This is a genomic window from Chryseobacterium camelliae (assembly GCF_002770595.1).
GTDB classification, from domain to species: Bacteria; Bacteroidota; Bacteroidia; order Flavobacteriales; family Weeksellaceae; genus Chryseobacterium; species Chryseobacterium camelliae.
In genome coordinates, this window is the sequence record NZ_CP022986.1 from 1425374 (window position 1) to 1440037 (window position 14664).

General features: G+C 41.2%; 14 protein-coding genes. 3 read left to right on the forward strand and 11 right to left on the reverse strand.

Annotated features, from left to right (window positions below; all coding sequences use genetic code 11):
• The first annotated feature begins 17 nt into the window (after positions 1 to 17).
• Complete coding sequence (locus tag CGB83_RS06475; RefSeq protein WP_100075084.1) at positions 18 to 1001, forward strand: PLP-dependent cysteine synthase family protein; 984 nt, start codon at positions 18 to 20, stop codon at positions 999 to 1001.
• 61 nt (positions 1002 to 1062) lie between these two features.
• Here the strand turns inward: CGB83_RS06475 and CGB83_RS06480 are convergent, their stop codons facing one another.
• The 3 genes from CGB83_RS06480 to CGB83_RS06490 all read right to left on the reverse strand — a co-directional run bounded on the left by CGB83_RS06480 (position 1063) and on the right by CGB83_RS06490 (position 2935).
• Positions 1063 to 1593: a hypothetical protein gene (locus tag CGB83_RS06480; RefSeq protein ID WP_100075085.1), complete on the reverse strand. Its 531-nt coding sequence runs from the start codon at positions 1591 to 1593 to the stop codon at positions 1063 to 1065.
• A gap of 118 nt (positions 1594 to 1711) precedes the next feature.
• Positions 1712 to 2017, reverse strand: a complete 306-nt coding sequence (locus tag CGB83_RS06485) for a chaperone modulator CbpM (RefSeq protein ID WP_100075086.1) — start codon at positions 2015 to 2017, stop codon at positions 1712 to 1714.
• Positions 2018 to 2020: 3 nt separating this feature from the next.
• Entirely contained in the window at positions 2021 to 2935 is a 915-nt protein-coding gene (locus tag CGB83_RS06490) for a DnaJ C-terminal domain-containing protein (protein WP_100075087.1), read from the reverse strand.
• 90 nt (positions 2936 to 3025) lie between these two features.
• On the opposite strand from CGB83_RS06490, the gene CGB83_RS06495 reads away from it, so the two are divergent.
• A complete protein-coding gene (locus tag CGB83_RS06495; RefSeq protein WP_100075088.1) occupies positions 3026 to 4231 on the forward strand; it encodes a dicarboxylate/amino acid:cation symporter in 1206 nt (401 codons plus the stop codon).
• Between the two features lie 65 nt (positions 4232 to 4296).
• Here CGB83_RS06495 and CGB83_RS06500 read toward each other — a convergent pair whose 3' ends face one another.
• Positions 4297 to 4680, reverse strand: coding sequence for a DUF779 domain-containing protein (locus tag CGB83_RS06500; protein ID WP_100075089.1), 384 nt, complete (start codon positions 4678 to 4680; stop codon positions 4297 to 4299).
• A gap of 387 nt (positions 4681 to 5067) precedes the next feature.
• The gene (locus tag CGB83_RS06505) at positions 5068 to 6597 is read right to left on the reverse strand and encodes an aldehyde dehydrogenase family protein (protein ID WP_100075090.1); all 1530 of its coding nucleotides are present in this window, start codon (positions 6595 to 6597) and stop codon (positions 5068 to 5070) included.
• 190 nt (positions 6598 to 6787) lie between these two features.
• Between CGB83_RS06505 and CGB83_RS06510 the strand changes: the two genes are divergently transcribed.
• Positions 6788 to 7705 (forward strand): AraC family transcriptional regulator, encoded by a 918-nt coding sequence (locus tag CGB83_RS06510; protein ID WP_100075091.1) that lies wholly within the window; start codon positions 6788 to 6790, stop codon positions 7703 to 7705.
• 184 nt (positions 7706 to 7889) lie between these two features.
• Here the strand turns inward: CGB83_RS06510 and CGB83_RS06515 are convergent, their stop codons facing one another.
• The 6 genes from CGB83_RS06515 to CGB83_RS06540 form a co-directional block, all read right to left on the reverse strand.
• Positions 7890 to 8543 (reverse strand): hypothetical protein, encoded by a 654-nt coding sequence (locus CGB83_RS06515; RefSeq protein WP_157761358.1) that lies wholly within the window; start codon positions 8541 to 8543, stop codon positions 7890 to 7892.
• A 314-nt stretch (positions 8544 to 8857) separates the two neighbouring features.
• On the reverse strand, positions 8858 to 9535 hold the full coding sequence (locus CGB83_RS06520) for a hypothetical protein (RefSeq protein ID WP_100075093.1): 678 nt from the start codon (positions 9533 to 9535) through the stop codon (positions 8858 to 8860).
• A 50-nt stretch (positions 9536 to 9585) separates the two neighbouring features.
• Positions 9586 to 10011, reverse strand: coding sequence for a hypothetical protein (locus CGB83_RS06525; RefSeq protein ID WP_100075094.1), 426 nt, complete (start codon positions 10009 to 10011; stop codon positions 9586 to 9588).
• Between the two features lie 330 nt (positions 10012 to 10341).
• Positions 10342 to 11670: a hydroxymethylglutaryl-CoA synthase family protein gene (locus CGB83_RS06530; protein ID WP_100077518.1), complete on the reverse strand. Its 1329-nt coding sequence runs from the start codon at positions 11668 to 11670 to the stop codon at positions 10342 to 10344.
• A gap of 248 nt (positions 11671 to 11918) precedes the next feature.
• Complete coding sequence (locus CGB83_RS06535; protein WP_100075095.1) at positions 11919 to 14432, reverse strand: M1 family metallopeptidase; 2514 nt, start codon at positions 14430 to 14432, stop codon at positions 11919 to 11921.
• Positions 14433 to 14663: a hypothetical protein gene (locus CGB83_RS06540; protein ID WP_100075096.1), complete on the reverse strand. Its 231-nt coding sequence runs from the start codon at positions 14661 to 14663 to the stop codon at positions 14433 to 14435.
• Between the last annotated feature and the right edge of the window lies 1 nt (position 14664).

Sequence of the window (14664 nt, forward strand, 5' to 3'; positions counted from 1 at the left end):
CGTTTATATAACCATTTATGAAATACGCTAACAATATTCTTGAAACAATAGGAAATACCCCCTTGGTAAAGCTGAATAAAGTGCTTGGAGAAGATTTCCCCGCGCTGGTTCTCGCCAAAGTGGAAACCTTCAATCCGGGAAATTCCGTAAAAGACAGAATGGCTGTCAAAATGATCGAAGATGCCGAAAAAGACGGCAGGCTGAAGCCAGGCGGAACCATCATTGAAGGTACTTCCGGAAATACCGGAATGGGACTTGCCCTTGCAGCCATCATCAAAGGCTACAAATGTATCTTTGTGACCAATTCAAAACAATCCAAAGAAAAATGCGATATCCTGCGTGCCGTAGGTGCTGAAGTTATCGTTTGCCCTACTGACGTAAAACCTACCGATCCGCGTTCTTATTATTCGGTTTCCAAAAGACTGGCTACCGAAACGGAAAACGGATGGTATGTAAATCAATATGATAATTTATCCAACAGGGCTGCCCATTATGAGTCTACCGCTCCTGAAATCTGGGAGCAGACGGATGGCAAACTGACCCATTTTGTAGCAGGTGCAGGAACAGGAGGTACCATTACGGGATGCGGAATGTTTTTCAAGGAAAAAAAACCTGGTATCAAAGTTATCGGTGTGGACACTTACGGTTCCATCCTGAAAGAGTATCATGAAACCGGCGAACTTCATTATGATCATGCCTATACCTACATTACGGAAGGAATCGGGGAAGATATCATCCCTGACAATTACGATATGTCCATCATTGATCACTTTGAAAAGGTAACAGATAAAGATGGTGCACTTTACGCAAGAAAACTGGCTAAAGAAGAAGGCATTTTCTGCGGTTACTCTGCCGGGAGCGCCATCGCTTCACTGGTACAGATGAAAGACCAGTTTACAAAAGATGATATCATCGTCGTTTTGCTTCATGATCACGGTTCAAGATACGTGGGTAAAGTATATAACGATGAATGGATGAGAGAAATGGGCTGGCTTGACTAAGCAGGCTCCGCTATAATCAATAAAAAAAACCAGGGCACAAATCGATGTGCTCTGGTTTTTTTTATTTGTCATCCATATTTTGCTTAATGGCTTTTTTTAAGTACTGATAATCACTTTTGCTCATTGCTGCCGCGGGAAACATGTAGCTGTATTTGCCTTCCAGCGCTATGTATTTTTCCTGAATGTCAAAATGCGCAAAGTCTTTCCATTCACTCGTTTCCTTCTCGCCATCTATATTTACAGTAAAGAAGTTCCCATCCAGCCTGATTTCATATACTTTGCATCTGTCCAGAGTATTGAGGTAAGCATTGACCTGCTTTTTCCATCTTGATACTTTATTGATGCTCACGGACAGAAAAACAGCACACAACAGAAAAAGAAAGCTGACGAAATATAAGATGCCGGACTTCTCCTTACTGAACTCATCCCTGAACAGAAATAAGATCAAAAGAATCAGCGCTGTGATGATGGTCGTTACCGTTTTCCCTCTGGTTGTTGAAGAGAAAAAAAGGCTTCCCTGATTTCCGCTGAAATAAATCTCTTCGAAATACGACCGTTCTGGTTTCAGTACAATTACTTTTTCTTCACTCATACTATTGTTTATCCTGCAAAGCTAACCAATTGGGCCGATATGAACCGATTAAATACCCATTAAAGATGTATTATTCTAGAATTTCCGGTGAATGTAATACCTCACTGGAATTGATCATCTATTGTCCTTCTTCATACCGATTGCTTATTGCGGCCAGTTTCGTCATCAACTCACGGTTTTTCTGTTTCATATCTTCAAGCTTTTTCAGCATTTCGTGGATTACCTCCAGTCCGGGGAGATTGATTTCCAGGTCATAATGCCAGTTGGCAAATTTTTCAAATGCAGGCAGGTCCTCATACATTAGATAGCTTGTTTCATTTTCCGTCTTCACGGTGAGGAGGCCATTATCCACAAGGTCATTGAAAAATGTGATTTCAATATTGTATATTTTTACGAGTTCTTCCCTCGATATTCTTTCAGTCATGGCTCAGGAATTTTTCATTTGTTCAAAAAGTTCTTTCTGCTTATCAGTAAGCTGGGTTGGGATTTTTACATCATAGGTAACCAGGAGATCCCCATAATGCCCTTCTTTCCTGTACACCGGAAATCCTTTTCCTTTCAAACGTACGGTTGTCCCGTTCTGGGTTCCGGGTTTTACTTTAAGGTTAACGCTGCCTTCAAGCGTTTTTATGTTGACCTCCCCTCCAAGCACTGCCGTATACAGATCAATGCTTACTTTGGTTTTCAGATTGTCTCCTACCCTTTCAAAATCAGGATCCGCAGGAATATTGAATGTTATATACAGATCTCCGGAAGGGCCACCGTTAACTCCGGGACCGCCATGTCCTTTAAGCTTGATCTGCTGCCCGTCATAGACCCCGGCAGGAATGGTAATCCTTACTTTTTTTCCGTTGATCTCAAAAGTCTGGGGATGGGTAACAGCAGCATCCCTCAGATTTAGATTCAGCTCAGCGTGGACATCCTGCCCTTTGAATTTTCCTGAAGCACTTCCGCGTGAACTTCTTCCGAAACCACCCCCACCGCCGAACATGCTCTGAAAGAAGTCGGAAAAATCTTCACCTTCCCCAAAATCGGCACCGGAGAATCCGCTTCCGCCAAAATCCTGTCCCTGATATTGTCTTTGCTGTTGCTGCTGGGCTTTTTCATATTCCTCGCCGTGTTTCCAGTGCTCGCCGTACTTATCATATTTGGCCCGGTTCTCCGGGTTGCTCAGCACTTCATTGGCTTCATTGAGTTCCTTGAATTTTCTTTCTGCTTCTTTATCACCTGGATTGAGATCAGGATGAAGCTTCCGGGCCAGTTTCCGGTACGCTTTTTTAATATCATCCTGTGTGGCGTTCTTACCTACGCCCAGAATGGTATAGTAATCTATATAAGCCATAGAACAGTGTTTTCTGAAAAATCAGCAAATTTGATGCTGAAATCATTTATAAGAATGTTAAATAAAGCTATCTTTGGTTAAAAGCAGTATATGAAAGAGGTATTGAAAAATTATTCCGGCATTCTCTGGTTGTTGTCCGGTATCGTATTGGGAAGCATCATCGGAATCACTGCTCCCGGAACCGTACCTTACCTGAAACCTCTGGGCGATATTTTCCTGAACCTTCTTTTTGTAAGTGTTGTTCCGCTGGTCTTTTTTGCAGTGGCCAATTCCATAGCTTCTCTTGAACAGCAATCTGAATTCGGGAAAATAGTTTTCACCATGATCCTCACTTTTCTGCTGTTCATTATCATTGCGGCCCTTTTTACCATTGGTGCGGTTTACCTGTTTCCGGTTTCCGGAATCACCGGAAGTGCGGAAGCCCTTGCTGAAACGGCTTCTGAAGACAGCTGGGGGAATCGGATCGTCAGTTTTTTTACGGTAGGTGAGTTTACAGAACTCTTTTCCCGTAAAAATATGCTGGCCCTGCTGATCTTTGCTTTCCTTACCGGTTTTGCGGCCAGGAAGTCCGGTGAACAAGGACATGCCTTCAGGACGTTTATGGCTTCGGGATATGAGGTCATGAAAGAGCTGCTGCTGATCATTATGAAACTGGCTCCCATCGGGCTGGGTGCTTATTTTGCGTATCAGGTAGCGACGTTAGGCCCGCAACTATTCGGTTTCTACGCCAAACCTCTCGGACTTTATTACGTTGCAGGAATCATTTATTTCTTTGTATTTTTTTCCCTCTATGCTTTTGTTTCAGACCCTAAAAGCGGAATCAGGAACTTCTGGGGCAGTGCAGCCTATCCTACTCTAACAGCTTTGAGTACGTGCAGCAGCTTTGCTACTATGCCTGCCAATCTCCAGGCTGCCGCAAAAATCGGTATTCCCAATGCGATTTCAAACCTTGTGATTCCTATCGGCACTACGTTGCATAAAAACGGATCGTCCATGTCTTCCATCATTAAAATTTATGTGGCGTTTATGATTATCGGCCGGGATTTTTTTGAACCTACGAATTTATTGCTGGCCCTTGGGATTACTGTTTTTGTGAGCATTGTAGCCGGTGGTATTCCCAATGGCGGATACATTGGGGAAATGCTGATGATCTCAGTTTACAAGCTTCCACAGGAAGCAGTTCCGGCAGTAATTATCATCGGAACATTGGTAGACCCGTTGGCTACGGTTTTGAATGCCGTGGGACAGGTGGTAGCGGCGATGTTTGTGAACAGGTTTGTGAAGGTCGAGGTTTGAGGGATTTTAGATTATAGATCTTAAATTTAGATTCTGGATTCTGTATTTTTAGTGTGTCGTCTTGGTTATTCACTTCTTTTTACCGGTTCCAGGTTTTCGTATTCTTCTGAGGTGAATAGGCGGTATTCTACCCGGAATGTTTTGCCCAAAGGGGTTTCCAGGGAAAAGCCGCCCGGCCCGAAACCATCGGTGACATCCAGGGTAAAGTGGGAATATTTCCAGTATTCGAATAAATCGCGGTCGATCCAGAATTCGTGGCCGTTGATCGTTCCGATCATGGCATCATTCATCCTGGGAAAAAACCCTCCTTTCTCAAAGCACTGGGGCTGGGTTCCTTCGCAACAGCCGCCGGCCTGATAGAACATCAGGTCTCCATACTTTTTTTCAAGCTCCCAGATCACTTCCAACGCTTTTTCTGTGGCGGACAACCTTGATATTTTGGTCTGCATATTTTTATTTTTTAATGTTCGTTCTTAAGAGTCTCAACGGTTAATCCCTGCAAATGCCGGGCAAAAGCTTCCGGGCATCTTCAATCAGGATTGTATGCTTTAAGATGTTCCTTTCCGGAAGGATTTAAAAATCCGGCAAGGTTATTTGCCGGATTTTCAGGATACCAGATGCATCCATCCGATATGTATCCCTTAAAATTATCGTTATCCTTTAGCGTGAGGGATAGGAAGGGCGGCGAGGAACGAGCCGGTGCGCAGCGAAGCGGAGCACCGAAACGAAGTGCAGCCCTGGATAGCCCGACCCGCTTGTAACGGCAATGCAAAATCTTACAGATTTCAAATCTGTAAGATGAAGCCCGGATACAAAGGGGCACGCCCAAACCTTAGTTAGAAGAATCCTAATTTATTCTTGTTGTAAGAGATCAGCATATTCTTGGTCTGACGGTAATGGTCCAGCATCATTTTATGGTTCTCTCTACCGATTCCCGATTGCTTATATCCTCCGAACGGTGCTCCTGCCGGATAAGAATGGTACTGGTTCACCCAAACTCTTCCTGCCTGGATCTTTCTCGGAATATTGTACAGCTGGTGTGCATCCCTGGTCCAGACTCCGGCTCCCAAACCATAAATGGTATCATTGGCAATCTTAATGGCTTCTTCTTCATCTTTAAAGGTTGTAAATGCCAATACCGGCCCGAAGATTTCTTCCTGGAAAATCCTCATCCTGTTATTGCCTTTAAAAATGGTCGGCTGGATGTAATATCCGTTTTCCAGTCCGTCTCCTACATGGTTCACATCTCCTCCGGTAAGCACTTCCGCACCTTCTTCTTTTCCAAGTTTAATGTACGAAAGGATCTTATCTTTCTGGATCTGGGAAGCCTGTGCACCCATCATAACGGTTTTATCTAAAGGATTCCCCACTTTGATGGCTTTTACCCTTTCAATTACTTTTTCTATGAAGGCATCTGCAATATCTTCCTGCACAAGCAGCCTGGACGGGCAGGTACAGATTTCCCCCTGGTTCAGCGCGAATAGTACCGCACCTTCAATGGCCTTGTCTAAAAACTCATCGTCAGCCGCCATTACTGAACTGAAGAAGACGTTTGGAGATTTTCCTCCTAATTCCAGGGTTACCGGAATGATATTTTCCGTAGCATACTGCATCACCAGCCTTCCTGTCGCCGTAGATCCTGTAAATGCGGCTTTGGACACTTTCGGATTGGTGACCAGCGCTCTTCCGAGTTCCGCTCCGAACCCGTTAACGATATTAACGACACCCGCCGGCAATAAGTCTCCGATAAGCTCCATCAGTACCAAAATGGAAATGGGTGTGCTTTCTGCGGGTTTCAATACCACGCAGTTTCCTGCGGCAAGAGCCGGAGCCAGCTTCCATACCGCCATCAGGATCGGGAAATTCCACGGGATGATTTGCGCGATAACGCCCAGCGGCTCATGAACAATCAGGGATACGGTATCTTTATCCAGCTCGTTATGCGAACCTTCCTCTGCCCGGATCACGGAAGCAAAATACCTGAAATGGTCAATGGCCAACGGGATATCGGCAGCAAGCGTTTCACGTACAGCCTTACCATTATCAATGGTTTCTACCGTGGCCAGATACTCCAGGTTCTGCTCTATCCGGTCGGCAATCTTGTTCAGGATCACGCTCCGTTCCGTAGAGGAAGTGTCCTTCCAGGTCTGAAAAGCTTTTTCAGCAGCATTTACTGCCAGTTCAAGGTCTTCTTTGGAAGAATGGGCCGCCTGCGTAAATACTTTCCCGTCTACCGGGGAAACGACATCAAAATACTGTCCGTTGACCGGTGCCGTAAATTGTCCGTTGATATAATTGTCATATTTTCCTTTGAATTCAGGCCACTGTAAAATAGTGCCGGATTGTTGTTCTGTCGTAGTGCTCATAACTGTGTTATTTGAATTTTAATTTTATACTGTCACCAAATTACACATCTCATGAAAAAACAGATAGCACAATCGTCCAGAAAAACTTCATAATCGTATTACCTACCTTAATTTTATCATTTCATTAACAAAACTGCTCTGTTAAAATTGTTTATATTTGGGTTAATATGCCCATCAAAATGTTTCACTTATGAATTCCAATAAGGTTTTACTCAACAGCCCAGCATTGAAAGCAGAAAAGCAGCTATCCACCCTGGTTGAACACCGGACAACATTCAACCTGAACAACTGTGAATTCAGCATTTATGAAACCCACCGGGCGGCTTACGGCGTAAAACTGCATTTTGACCATATTGCCTTTACCGCCATGCTCCGCGGCAAGAAACATATGAAACTGGAAGATAAGACAGGGTATTTTGATTATTTTCCCGGCGAAAGCATCCTCGTTGCTCCCGGCGAAACCATGGTCATTGATTTCCCCGAAGCAGACGAAACCCCGTCCCAATGCATTTCCCTGAGCCTGAATCCCGATTTTATCGAAAATTCCCTTCAGCATCTGAATTACCATCTTCCAAAAATCGACGAAACCTCGCAATGGAACATGCAGCTGGATGAATATTTCCTGTTCAACAATCCTTCCCTTGCCTCAGCCACCAATAACATCATGCGCATCGCCATGGACGATAATTCTCAAAAGGATATCATGGCCGATTTTGCCCTCAAGGAACTGCTGATCCGGCTGATGCAGACCCAGGCCAGAAGCATGGTGGAAAAGAACATTTCACGGAACAAATCCCGCATCAGCTTCGCCGTCGACTATATCCGCAAAAACCTCCATCAAAAACTCACCATAGAAAAGATTGCTGAATTTGTTTACGTCAGCAAATCCAATTTCTTCAAGCTGTTCAAAGAAGAACTGGGCATCTCCCCCAACGATTTCATTTTACAGGAACGCATCAACCGCGCCAAAGAACTCCTGGCCACCCAAAACAGCATCAAAGAAACGGCTTTCCAGACCGGCTTCTCCGATGCGAATTATTTTACGCGGGTGTTTAAGCAATGGGTAGGCGTGACGCCGGGAAGTTATCGGGAAAGGAGGATGTTATAGGATTTGAAAAAAATATTCCTGCCGTTGCAGAGGTTGTTTATAAGATTAAATGATTTCTGAGCTTCCATAATCATTTCTTTTCTACCCAGATCTTAAAATTGAAGCCAGCTGATACATCTATCCAATCTCTTTTGTCTTCTGCTATTTTTATATTGGAATAGCATGTAATAAATTTTTTAACCATCTATTTCAAATATAATTCAATAGAATTTGATGTAACTATACCATCGTAAATATTAAACTCATCTGAATTTAATATATTTTCCTTTACTACCCTACCATTATAAACCAATCTAAAACTGACCATACTTTTACGGTAAGCATCTTTTACTAAATAATAGTGTTTCAGGTTTTTATATTTCTCCCTGTCTTTTTCGAAAAAAACGGTTACCGGCATAGTGACTTCCAGCATTTCATCAGGTTGAATAGCAAAAAAATGATCTTTTACGTCATTAAAATGAGGTGCGGAATAGTCACTGATTCCATAAGTCATGTTTTTGACCGTATATTTTCCTTTTACTGATAATGTTATGCTGTCTATATCATAAGCTCTGTTAAGGCTGTTTTGCTCTGTCAGATCATACTTATACATAATAAAAGTTTCTTTACACTCATTCTTAAAATTGATTTTTATCCTGTCATTATCTTTTTCTTTCACTGTCATCGATATACATTTAGATTGTGACCAAATGAATACCGGACAAAACAACAGGTATAAAATTAATAATTCTACTATTCGTTTTTCTTTAGCCATTGATGATCTAGCGCTTTCTTCGTTGGTGCGAATATTTCGTTTGCATTGCATGAGCAGTTTAAATCTATTTTTTAATTTTTTCAAAATTTTTGCTGATAAACTAGTAGTACTTAAATTTTGCACCTGTTTATTTACATGCTTCCTTCCATTCTTCAGTACACTTCTTTTTCCACCCTTTAGGAAAACATCTGCTATTTTGTAAATCTTTAGTTTGCTAAATGCCTATTAAATATCACTCTTATTAAGTAAATGCAATAATGGATAAATTCATTAATCAAAGAGGCCGTCTCACAACTCGTGGAAACGGCCTTTTTTATGATTTTGCTCGGCCTCCTTATTGGAAAATGATTTTCATATAGGGGAATTTCGACCCACATCGTTGAGTTGTGAGACTAACTCTAATTGGTTAGATCTTTCTCTGAAATCTTTAATATCAGACTGTCTTCTATTAAAGGCTGCGCTACAAACTTTGCTCTACCAAAATTAAGTTTTGAAAATCTTCTTAAGTATTCTCCTTCCGGATAGTTTCCTTTTAGGACTTTATCATAAGGATAATAGTTTTGTTTAAATTTTGATGAATAGCTTTTTTTAAACATTACCATCATCGATTTAATAACTAGATTGTATTTAATTTTTATTTTTGCTTTACCTTTTAAAAAAAATACTGAATTTCCATCACCTTGCTTTATCTCTTTTATAACATCAGGCATACCTCTCTTAAAAAAATCATTATCTCGAATACTATCTAATTTTTTTTGATAAAATTTTGAAGATTGATCAGGTTTTATGATTGCATAGGTTGTTATTGGAAAAGAACCTTCCTTACCCCCTTGAGTAGAAAAACTTTTGTAGTTCTCATCACCAAATTCAAGTGTATTAGGAACTAAAAATACTATATCATGGTTTGTACCATTTTCAAAACTAAGATATATTTGGTTATTAGCTCTAATGTACTTTAAGCCAAAAGCGTTTTTCGCTTTTTCTTTACAACTTAAAAATAAAGTCGCTATTAATGATGTAATTACAAGTTTTTTCTTTTTAAAGTACTTTTTAAATATTGATTGTATTTTATTCATAAAAAGGCACTAAACATTCTCCCTTGGGTCATTAGAAGTAAAGAAACTTTTTAATTTAAAAGCTTACTTTCAAATTTATCTTCAATACTCCACCTGTTATTATTATTTTTAAAAAAATATATAACATTTGAATAACCCATAGTTTGTTTGAAGCTGATAATTTGTAATAAACAGTATTTGTTATCATTAGAATAAACTGGTAATGAAAGCTTTGTATATTCTTTTCTATTGTTCGATATTCTATGATTTATTTTAGAAACTTTTAATACTCTTTTTTTTATTTTTACATTTTTAGAAAAATTATACTTTTTTAAAAATATATCATCAAATTCAGATAAAACTTCTGTTTCTGAAATTGGTTCTTGATATACATTAATAAGTGAAATCTTATCTTTATTAATGAAATTATTAATAAAAACTTCATCATTTTTACATGATAATAAGAATAGCAGTGCAAAAATTGAAAATATACGCATAATTATTTAAAATTAATATTTATTTTTTTATCAGTACCTTGTAGTAACCTCCAAATCTTTTCATTTCCCATTTGATAGTTAAAACTATTAAAAACTTCCTAGGGACAGAACTTTAATATTATTCCAACCATACTATGTGCATAGAACTCAGTAATACTTGAAGCTTCTGTAGCACCATATCTTATAGTCCATGTTTTAAATATGCCTGTAGCAGAATGGATTGAATGTAGCCTAATGCTGTTCTCATTCTATATACAGAAACTAAATTAATAATAATCGACAAAAAACACTCCTGAATTAGAAGTGTTTAACTAGCATTACCAATAAATTTTATTGCCTGTACCCATAATACCGCGCCCCCTTCAGCACAGGATCATCATATTCCACCAACTGCAATCCAAAACCCTTATAATCCGGGTTCACAGACTGGTCAAGCTGCTTCCTGTGAAGCTTTTCGTAAATGTTGAAATCAATGGCAGTACGTTGTTTTAAATGGTTAAACAGATTCCATTTTGAAACAGTATTCTTCCAGTTTTTTGAGACCGTCCCGGCAAAGACTTTTGATTTTGATCCGCTTCCGTAGCCTAGGAAACCGATTTCCTTTCCGGCAAGCTCTTCATGTTCATCAAACGAGGTCTGTAAGGCCGAGAGAAGAGCCATGAAAATGGAGGCCGTATACATATTCCCTATTTCAGACGAAGCCCGCTGTGATTTTTCTATCTTATCACTGATCAATTGAAGGTAACCTTCAGATTTTGCCACCGTTTTCTGTTCTTCAGGCGTGCTGTAGGATAAGCCGTTCTCCATGCTGTAAATTTCCGTGAAGACCCTTTTCCCGTGGAACGCATAGGGAAGGTGGAAAATCAGGTATTTCCAGTTCTCATAGGGTTTTTGTTTACCGGAAATCTCCTGGTAATGCTGGTAAGCTTCCCTGATCCGGTCCTGGTAGCACTGGTTGGAATACTGTCCGTCAAAAACGGGTTCATCCGTAAAAACTTCTATGGCATCCGGAAAAGTCTCCGGTGCATTGCTTAGGTGTTCTTTCCGGAAATAGCGTCTCGGCTTGAAAAAATCAAATACACTTTCGGTTGCGACTCCCCACTGATTATCAATTTCAATAAGATCAGACTTTGAAGAAATGAGAAGAGCAACCGCTCCGCCGCCCTGTGTATATTCTCCGGAAGAAGCCAGTTCATATTTGGCATAATCGCTGGCAATCACTACCGCTTTCTGTTCCGGGTTAGCACGTACAAAATCAAGGGAATTGTGTAAAGCGTCCACAGCGCCGATACAGGCAAATGTCATATCCACCACATCGCAGTTCCTGAAACACCGTTCACCGAATTCATCCTGAAGCACCTCCTCTACCATCTGCATGGCATAAGAAGCAGTAGGTTTTGCAGCATCAAGGGCACTTTCTGTTCCCAGGTAAATCCTTGTGATCTCTTTCGGGTTGATCTTATGATCCCTGATCAGCCTCAACAAAGCTTCTGCAGCAAAAGTAGCGGCGTCCTCATGAACATCGGGTAACGCCATTTTATGCAATCCTAGCCCCTTTTCAAGCTTTGCAGGTTCAATTCCTCTTTTTTCTGCCAGTTCTTTAATATCAAGATAAAGTGACGGCACATAATAAGCCGCCGCTTCAATTCCAAAAGTCATCATTCCTTAAATTTTATACGAATTTAAAAAATGTAAACGTTTAACCGGCTATGATATTTAACAGATTGGAAAATTTTAAGGGTTAATTTAAAACATCTTTCATCTGGAAAAAGCATCTTACAGGAGCTTCATCAAACCATATTTATAAAATGCATAAGCAAGACTTTATTATCACTCCGGTATTGATTGCCGACTCTCATCAATAAAGAAGCACTCCTTTTCAGAAGTGCTTCAGGTATTGTTTTCAGCTATTTAAAATCTGCAATTGCCTTGTTGATAAGGTCAATCTGCTTATTGATGCCGGATGCATTCTGCGGATTCTGCTTCAGCAGTTCCATCTTTTTATTCAGACCATCTTTGAGCATCTGGGAAATCATCATCTTTACCTGCGGGTTATCACCCATCTGGCCTTTGGCCTGGCCCAGGATTTTGGTAATGCTTTCCGTCGCTTTCAGGTTATCGGAAGCCATGATCCAGTTGTAGCCTTCTTCCGCCACTTTACCCAGTTCAGGATTCTGGAATTTAATGAACGGATAGAATGCAGCATATTGTGCAATATTCGGCATCTGAGAAGTAACTTTATTTTTAACGATAACCGGAAGTAAGGCTTCCATCATACTTTCCGGAGCCCCTTCCAGGTCAATTTTATCGGCAAGTGCACCGGCTCTTGAAGGATCAATACCGATAATGGCGGCTACTGAACTCCCTTTTACGGCATTGGAAACGGCATTCACTCCTTTTTCAAAAACAGGAAGGTACTTTTTATCCTTGGTCTTTGCCAAGGCCGCAATAGCCGCAGCCTGTACGAGTGTTTTAGGATCGTTTGTGGCTAATTTTTCAACCTCTGCACCCATCGCCTTCATTTGTTCTGCATTGGAAAGGTCCATCAGCTGAAGCGCTTTGATCCTGGTCCTGAAGAACGGATCTTTTAGGGCTGCCGAAAGCAATTTTGTCGCTGCCGGATTTTTGCCCACCTGATCTTTGATTCCATTCAGCGCGTTGTACCTGCTCTTGAATTCTTTTGATCCCTGGAATTGCATCAGATACTGTTCCGGTGTTTTGGTGTCTGTAATATCAGCCAGCAATACACCGTCTGCATTGATGTTGACCAGATCGGCATTTTTAGAAACGTCAAAACTGAAGGTGTTTTTTGCCTGCGCATTGACCCAGACATTGTATCTTTTCGGTTTTCCGTTATCGTATACATCAATCGCAAGCGGGAACTGGAACGGCTCATCCTGCGTCTGTTCGATACTTACCGCCACCTGTTTTTTCACCGGCTCAAAAGTGTAGGAATATTTGATCTTCGGATTTCCGCTTCCGAAATACCACTGGTTGAAGAACCAGTTCAGGTCTTTTCCTGAAACTTTCTCAAAAGACAGCCTGAGCTGATGCGCTTCCGCATTCTGATATTCATTAGTCTTCAGGTAATCCTGCATACCGGCAAAGAAAGCATCATCCCCGAGGTAATTTCTCAGCATATGAAGGATTCCGCCGCCTTTCTGGTAGGTTACAAGGTCAAAAACATCTTCACGGGAATCATAATTGAACCTCACCAGGTTTTTTTTGAAATCTGCCGGATTGTGGATGTACATATTGACATCCGTCATCTGATGGTAGTCGGCCTGGTCTTTTCCGTATTTGTATTCATTCCACAAGTACTCGGAATAGTTGGCAAAAGATTCGTTTACGGTAAGATTGCTCCAGCTTTCCGCCGTTACCAGGTCACCGAACCAATGATGGAACAGTTCGTGGGCAATGGTATCTTCCCAGGCATTTTCATCGATAAGCTGTCCCGGTTTTTGCAGAACTCCGCTACCATGAAGCGTTGCCGTTGTATTTTCCATGGCACCGCTTACATAATCCCTTCCTGAAATCTGGGCATATTTTGCCCACGGATAATCATAGCCCATCCTTTTGGAAAAGAATTCGATCATTTCCGGAGTGTTGCCGTAAATCTGTTTTGCATACGGCTCATATTCTTTCTCGATATAATAATCTACGGGAATATTCCTCCATTTATCCTTTACAATCGCATATTCGCCTACGCCCATGAAGAACAGGTAGGTTGAATGCCTCTTATCCATCACCCAGTGGTCGGTCCGTAACCCGTCTGATTCTTTTTTTGAATCCTTTAAAATCCCGTTGGAAAGGGTTACGTATTTATCCGGTACCGTCATATAGATTTCCTGCGTGGTTTTCTGGTTGGGCTTGTCAATGGTCGGGAACCAGGCAGATGAAGATTCAGTTTCACCCTGGGTCCAGATCTGGGTAGGCTTATCCGCCTCTTTACCCTGTGCGTTGATGAAGTACAGGCCTTTTGCATCGTTGATGGCAGCGCTTCCCTGCTGCTTAACTTCATTCGGACGGGCTGTATATTTGATGTATACGGTGTAATCCTGATTCCTCTGATAGGTTTTATCCAGCATGACCTTCAACATATCATCCTTGTACTCATACTTGAGAGGGGATTTTTTACCGTTGTTGTCCAAAGCCACTTCATGGATAAGCATTCCTTTGGCATCGAGGGTGAGCTCATTGGTCGGATAAAAGAAAGGCGAAGCGGTTAACCACTCTTCACCGCTCATCTGCTCCTTCTGATAATCAAAATTTACTTTAAGCTTGGTATGTTTAAGTTCCGTAACCTTGGTATGGGTAGCCCGGTACACCTTTTCCCTCCCGGAAGTTTCGGTTTGCGCGTACAGCTGGGAAGAAAAGAACATCCCGCTCAGTACTACAATGGATAAAATCGCTTTTTTCATTTATTGTTTAGCATTATTTTTTGTTAGAATATCGAAAATATCATTCACCAGGGTTTCATAATCGCCTTTCTTCAGCTGTTCCTTGGTCTTGGCAAACGCTTTTTTAAGCTCGCTTTCGGGATTTTCATCATCGATGATCTCCGCCGAACTTACGCCTTTCAATTGTAAAATGGTATTTTTCAGAGCTTCAAGGTCAGCCGTATTCTCGGTATTGATTTTTAAGTATTTCATA

What these genes read in the sequence shown, in the direction of transcription:
- CGB83_RS06510 (WP_100075091.1), top strand. Translation starts at nt 6,788, where the DNA reads ATGAATTCCAATAAGGTTTTACTCAACAGCCCAGCATTGAAAGCAGAA.
- CGB83_RS06530 (WP_100077518.1), bottom strand. Translation starts at nt 11,670, where the DNA reads ATGACTTTTGGAATTGAAGCGGCGGCTTATTATGTGCCGTCACTTTAT.
- CGB83_RS06525 (WP_100075094.1), bottom strand. Translation starts at nt 10,011, where the DNA reads ATGCGTATATTTTCAATTTTTGCACTGCTATTCTTATTATCATGTAAA.
- CGB83_RS06535 (WP_100075095.1), bottom strand. Translation starts at nt 14,432, where the DNA reads ATGAAAAAAGCGATTTTATCCATTGTAGTACTGAGCGGGATGTTCTTT.
- CGB83_RS06490 (WP_100075087.1), bottom strand. Translation starts at nt 2,935, where the DNA reads ATGGCTTATATAGATTACTATACCATTCTGGGCGTAGGTAAGAACGCC.
- CGB83_RS06500 (WP_100075089.1), bottom strand. Translation starts at nt 4,680, where the DNA reads ATGCAGACCAAAATATCAAGGTTGTCCGCCACAGAAAAAGCGTTGGAA.
- CGB83_RS06485 (WP_100075086.1), bottom strand. Translation starts at nt 2,017, where the DNA reads ATGACTGAAAGAATATCGAGGGAAGAACTCGTAAAAATATACAATATT.
- CGB83_RS06495 (WP_100075088.1), top strand. Translation starts at nt 3,026, where the DNA reads ATGAAAGAGGTATTGAAAAATTATTCCGGCATTCTCTGGTTGTTGTCC.
- CGB83_RS06540 (WP_100075096.1), bottom strand. Translation starts at nt 14,663, where the DNA reads ATGAAATACTTAAAAATCAATACCGAGAATACGGCTGACCTTGAAGCT.
- CGB83_RS06520 (WP_100075093.1), bottom strand. Translation starts at nt 9,535, where the DNA reads ATGAATAAAATACAATCAATATTTAAAAAGTACTTTAAAAAGAAAAAA.
- CGB83_RS06480 (WP_100075085.1), bottom strand. Translation starts at nt 1,593, where the DNA reads ATGAGTGAAGAAAAAGTAATTGTACTGAAACCAGAACGGTCGTATTTC.
- CGB83_RS06475 (WP_100075084.1), top strand. Translation starts at nt 18, where the DNA reads ATGAAATACGCTAACAATATTCTTGAAACAATAGGAAATACCCCCTTG.
- CGB83_RS06505 (WP_100075090.1), bottom strand. Translation starts at nt 6,597, where the DNA reads ATGAGCACTACGACAGAACAACAATCCGGCACTATTTTACAGTGGCCT.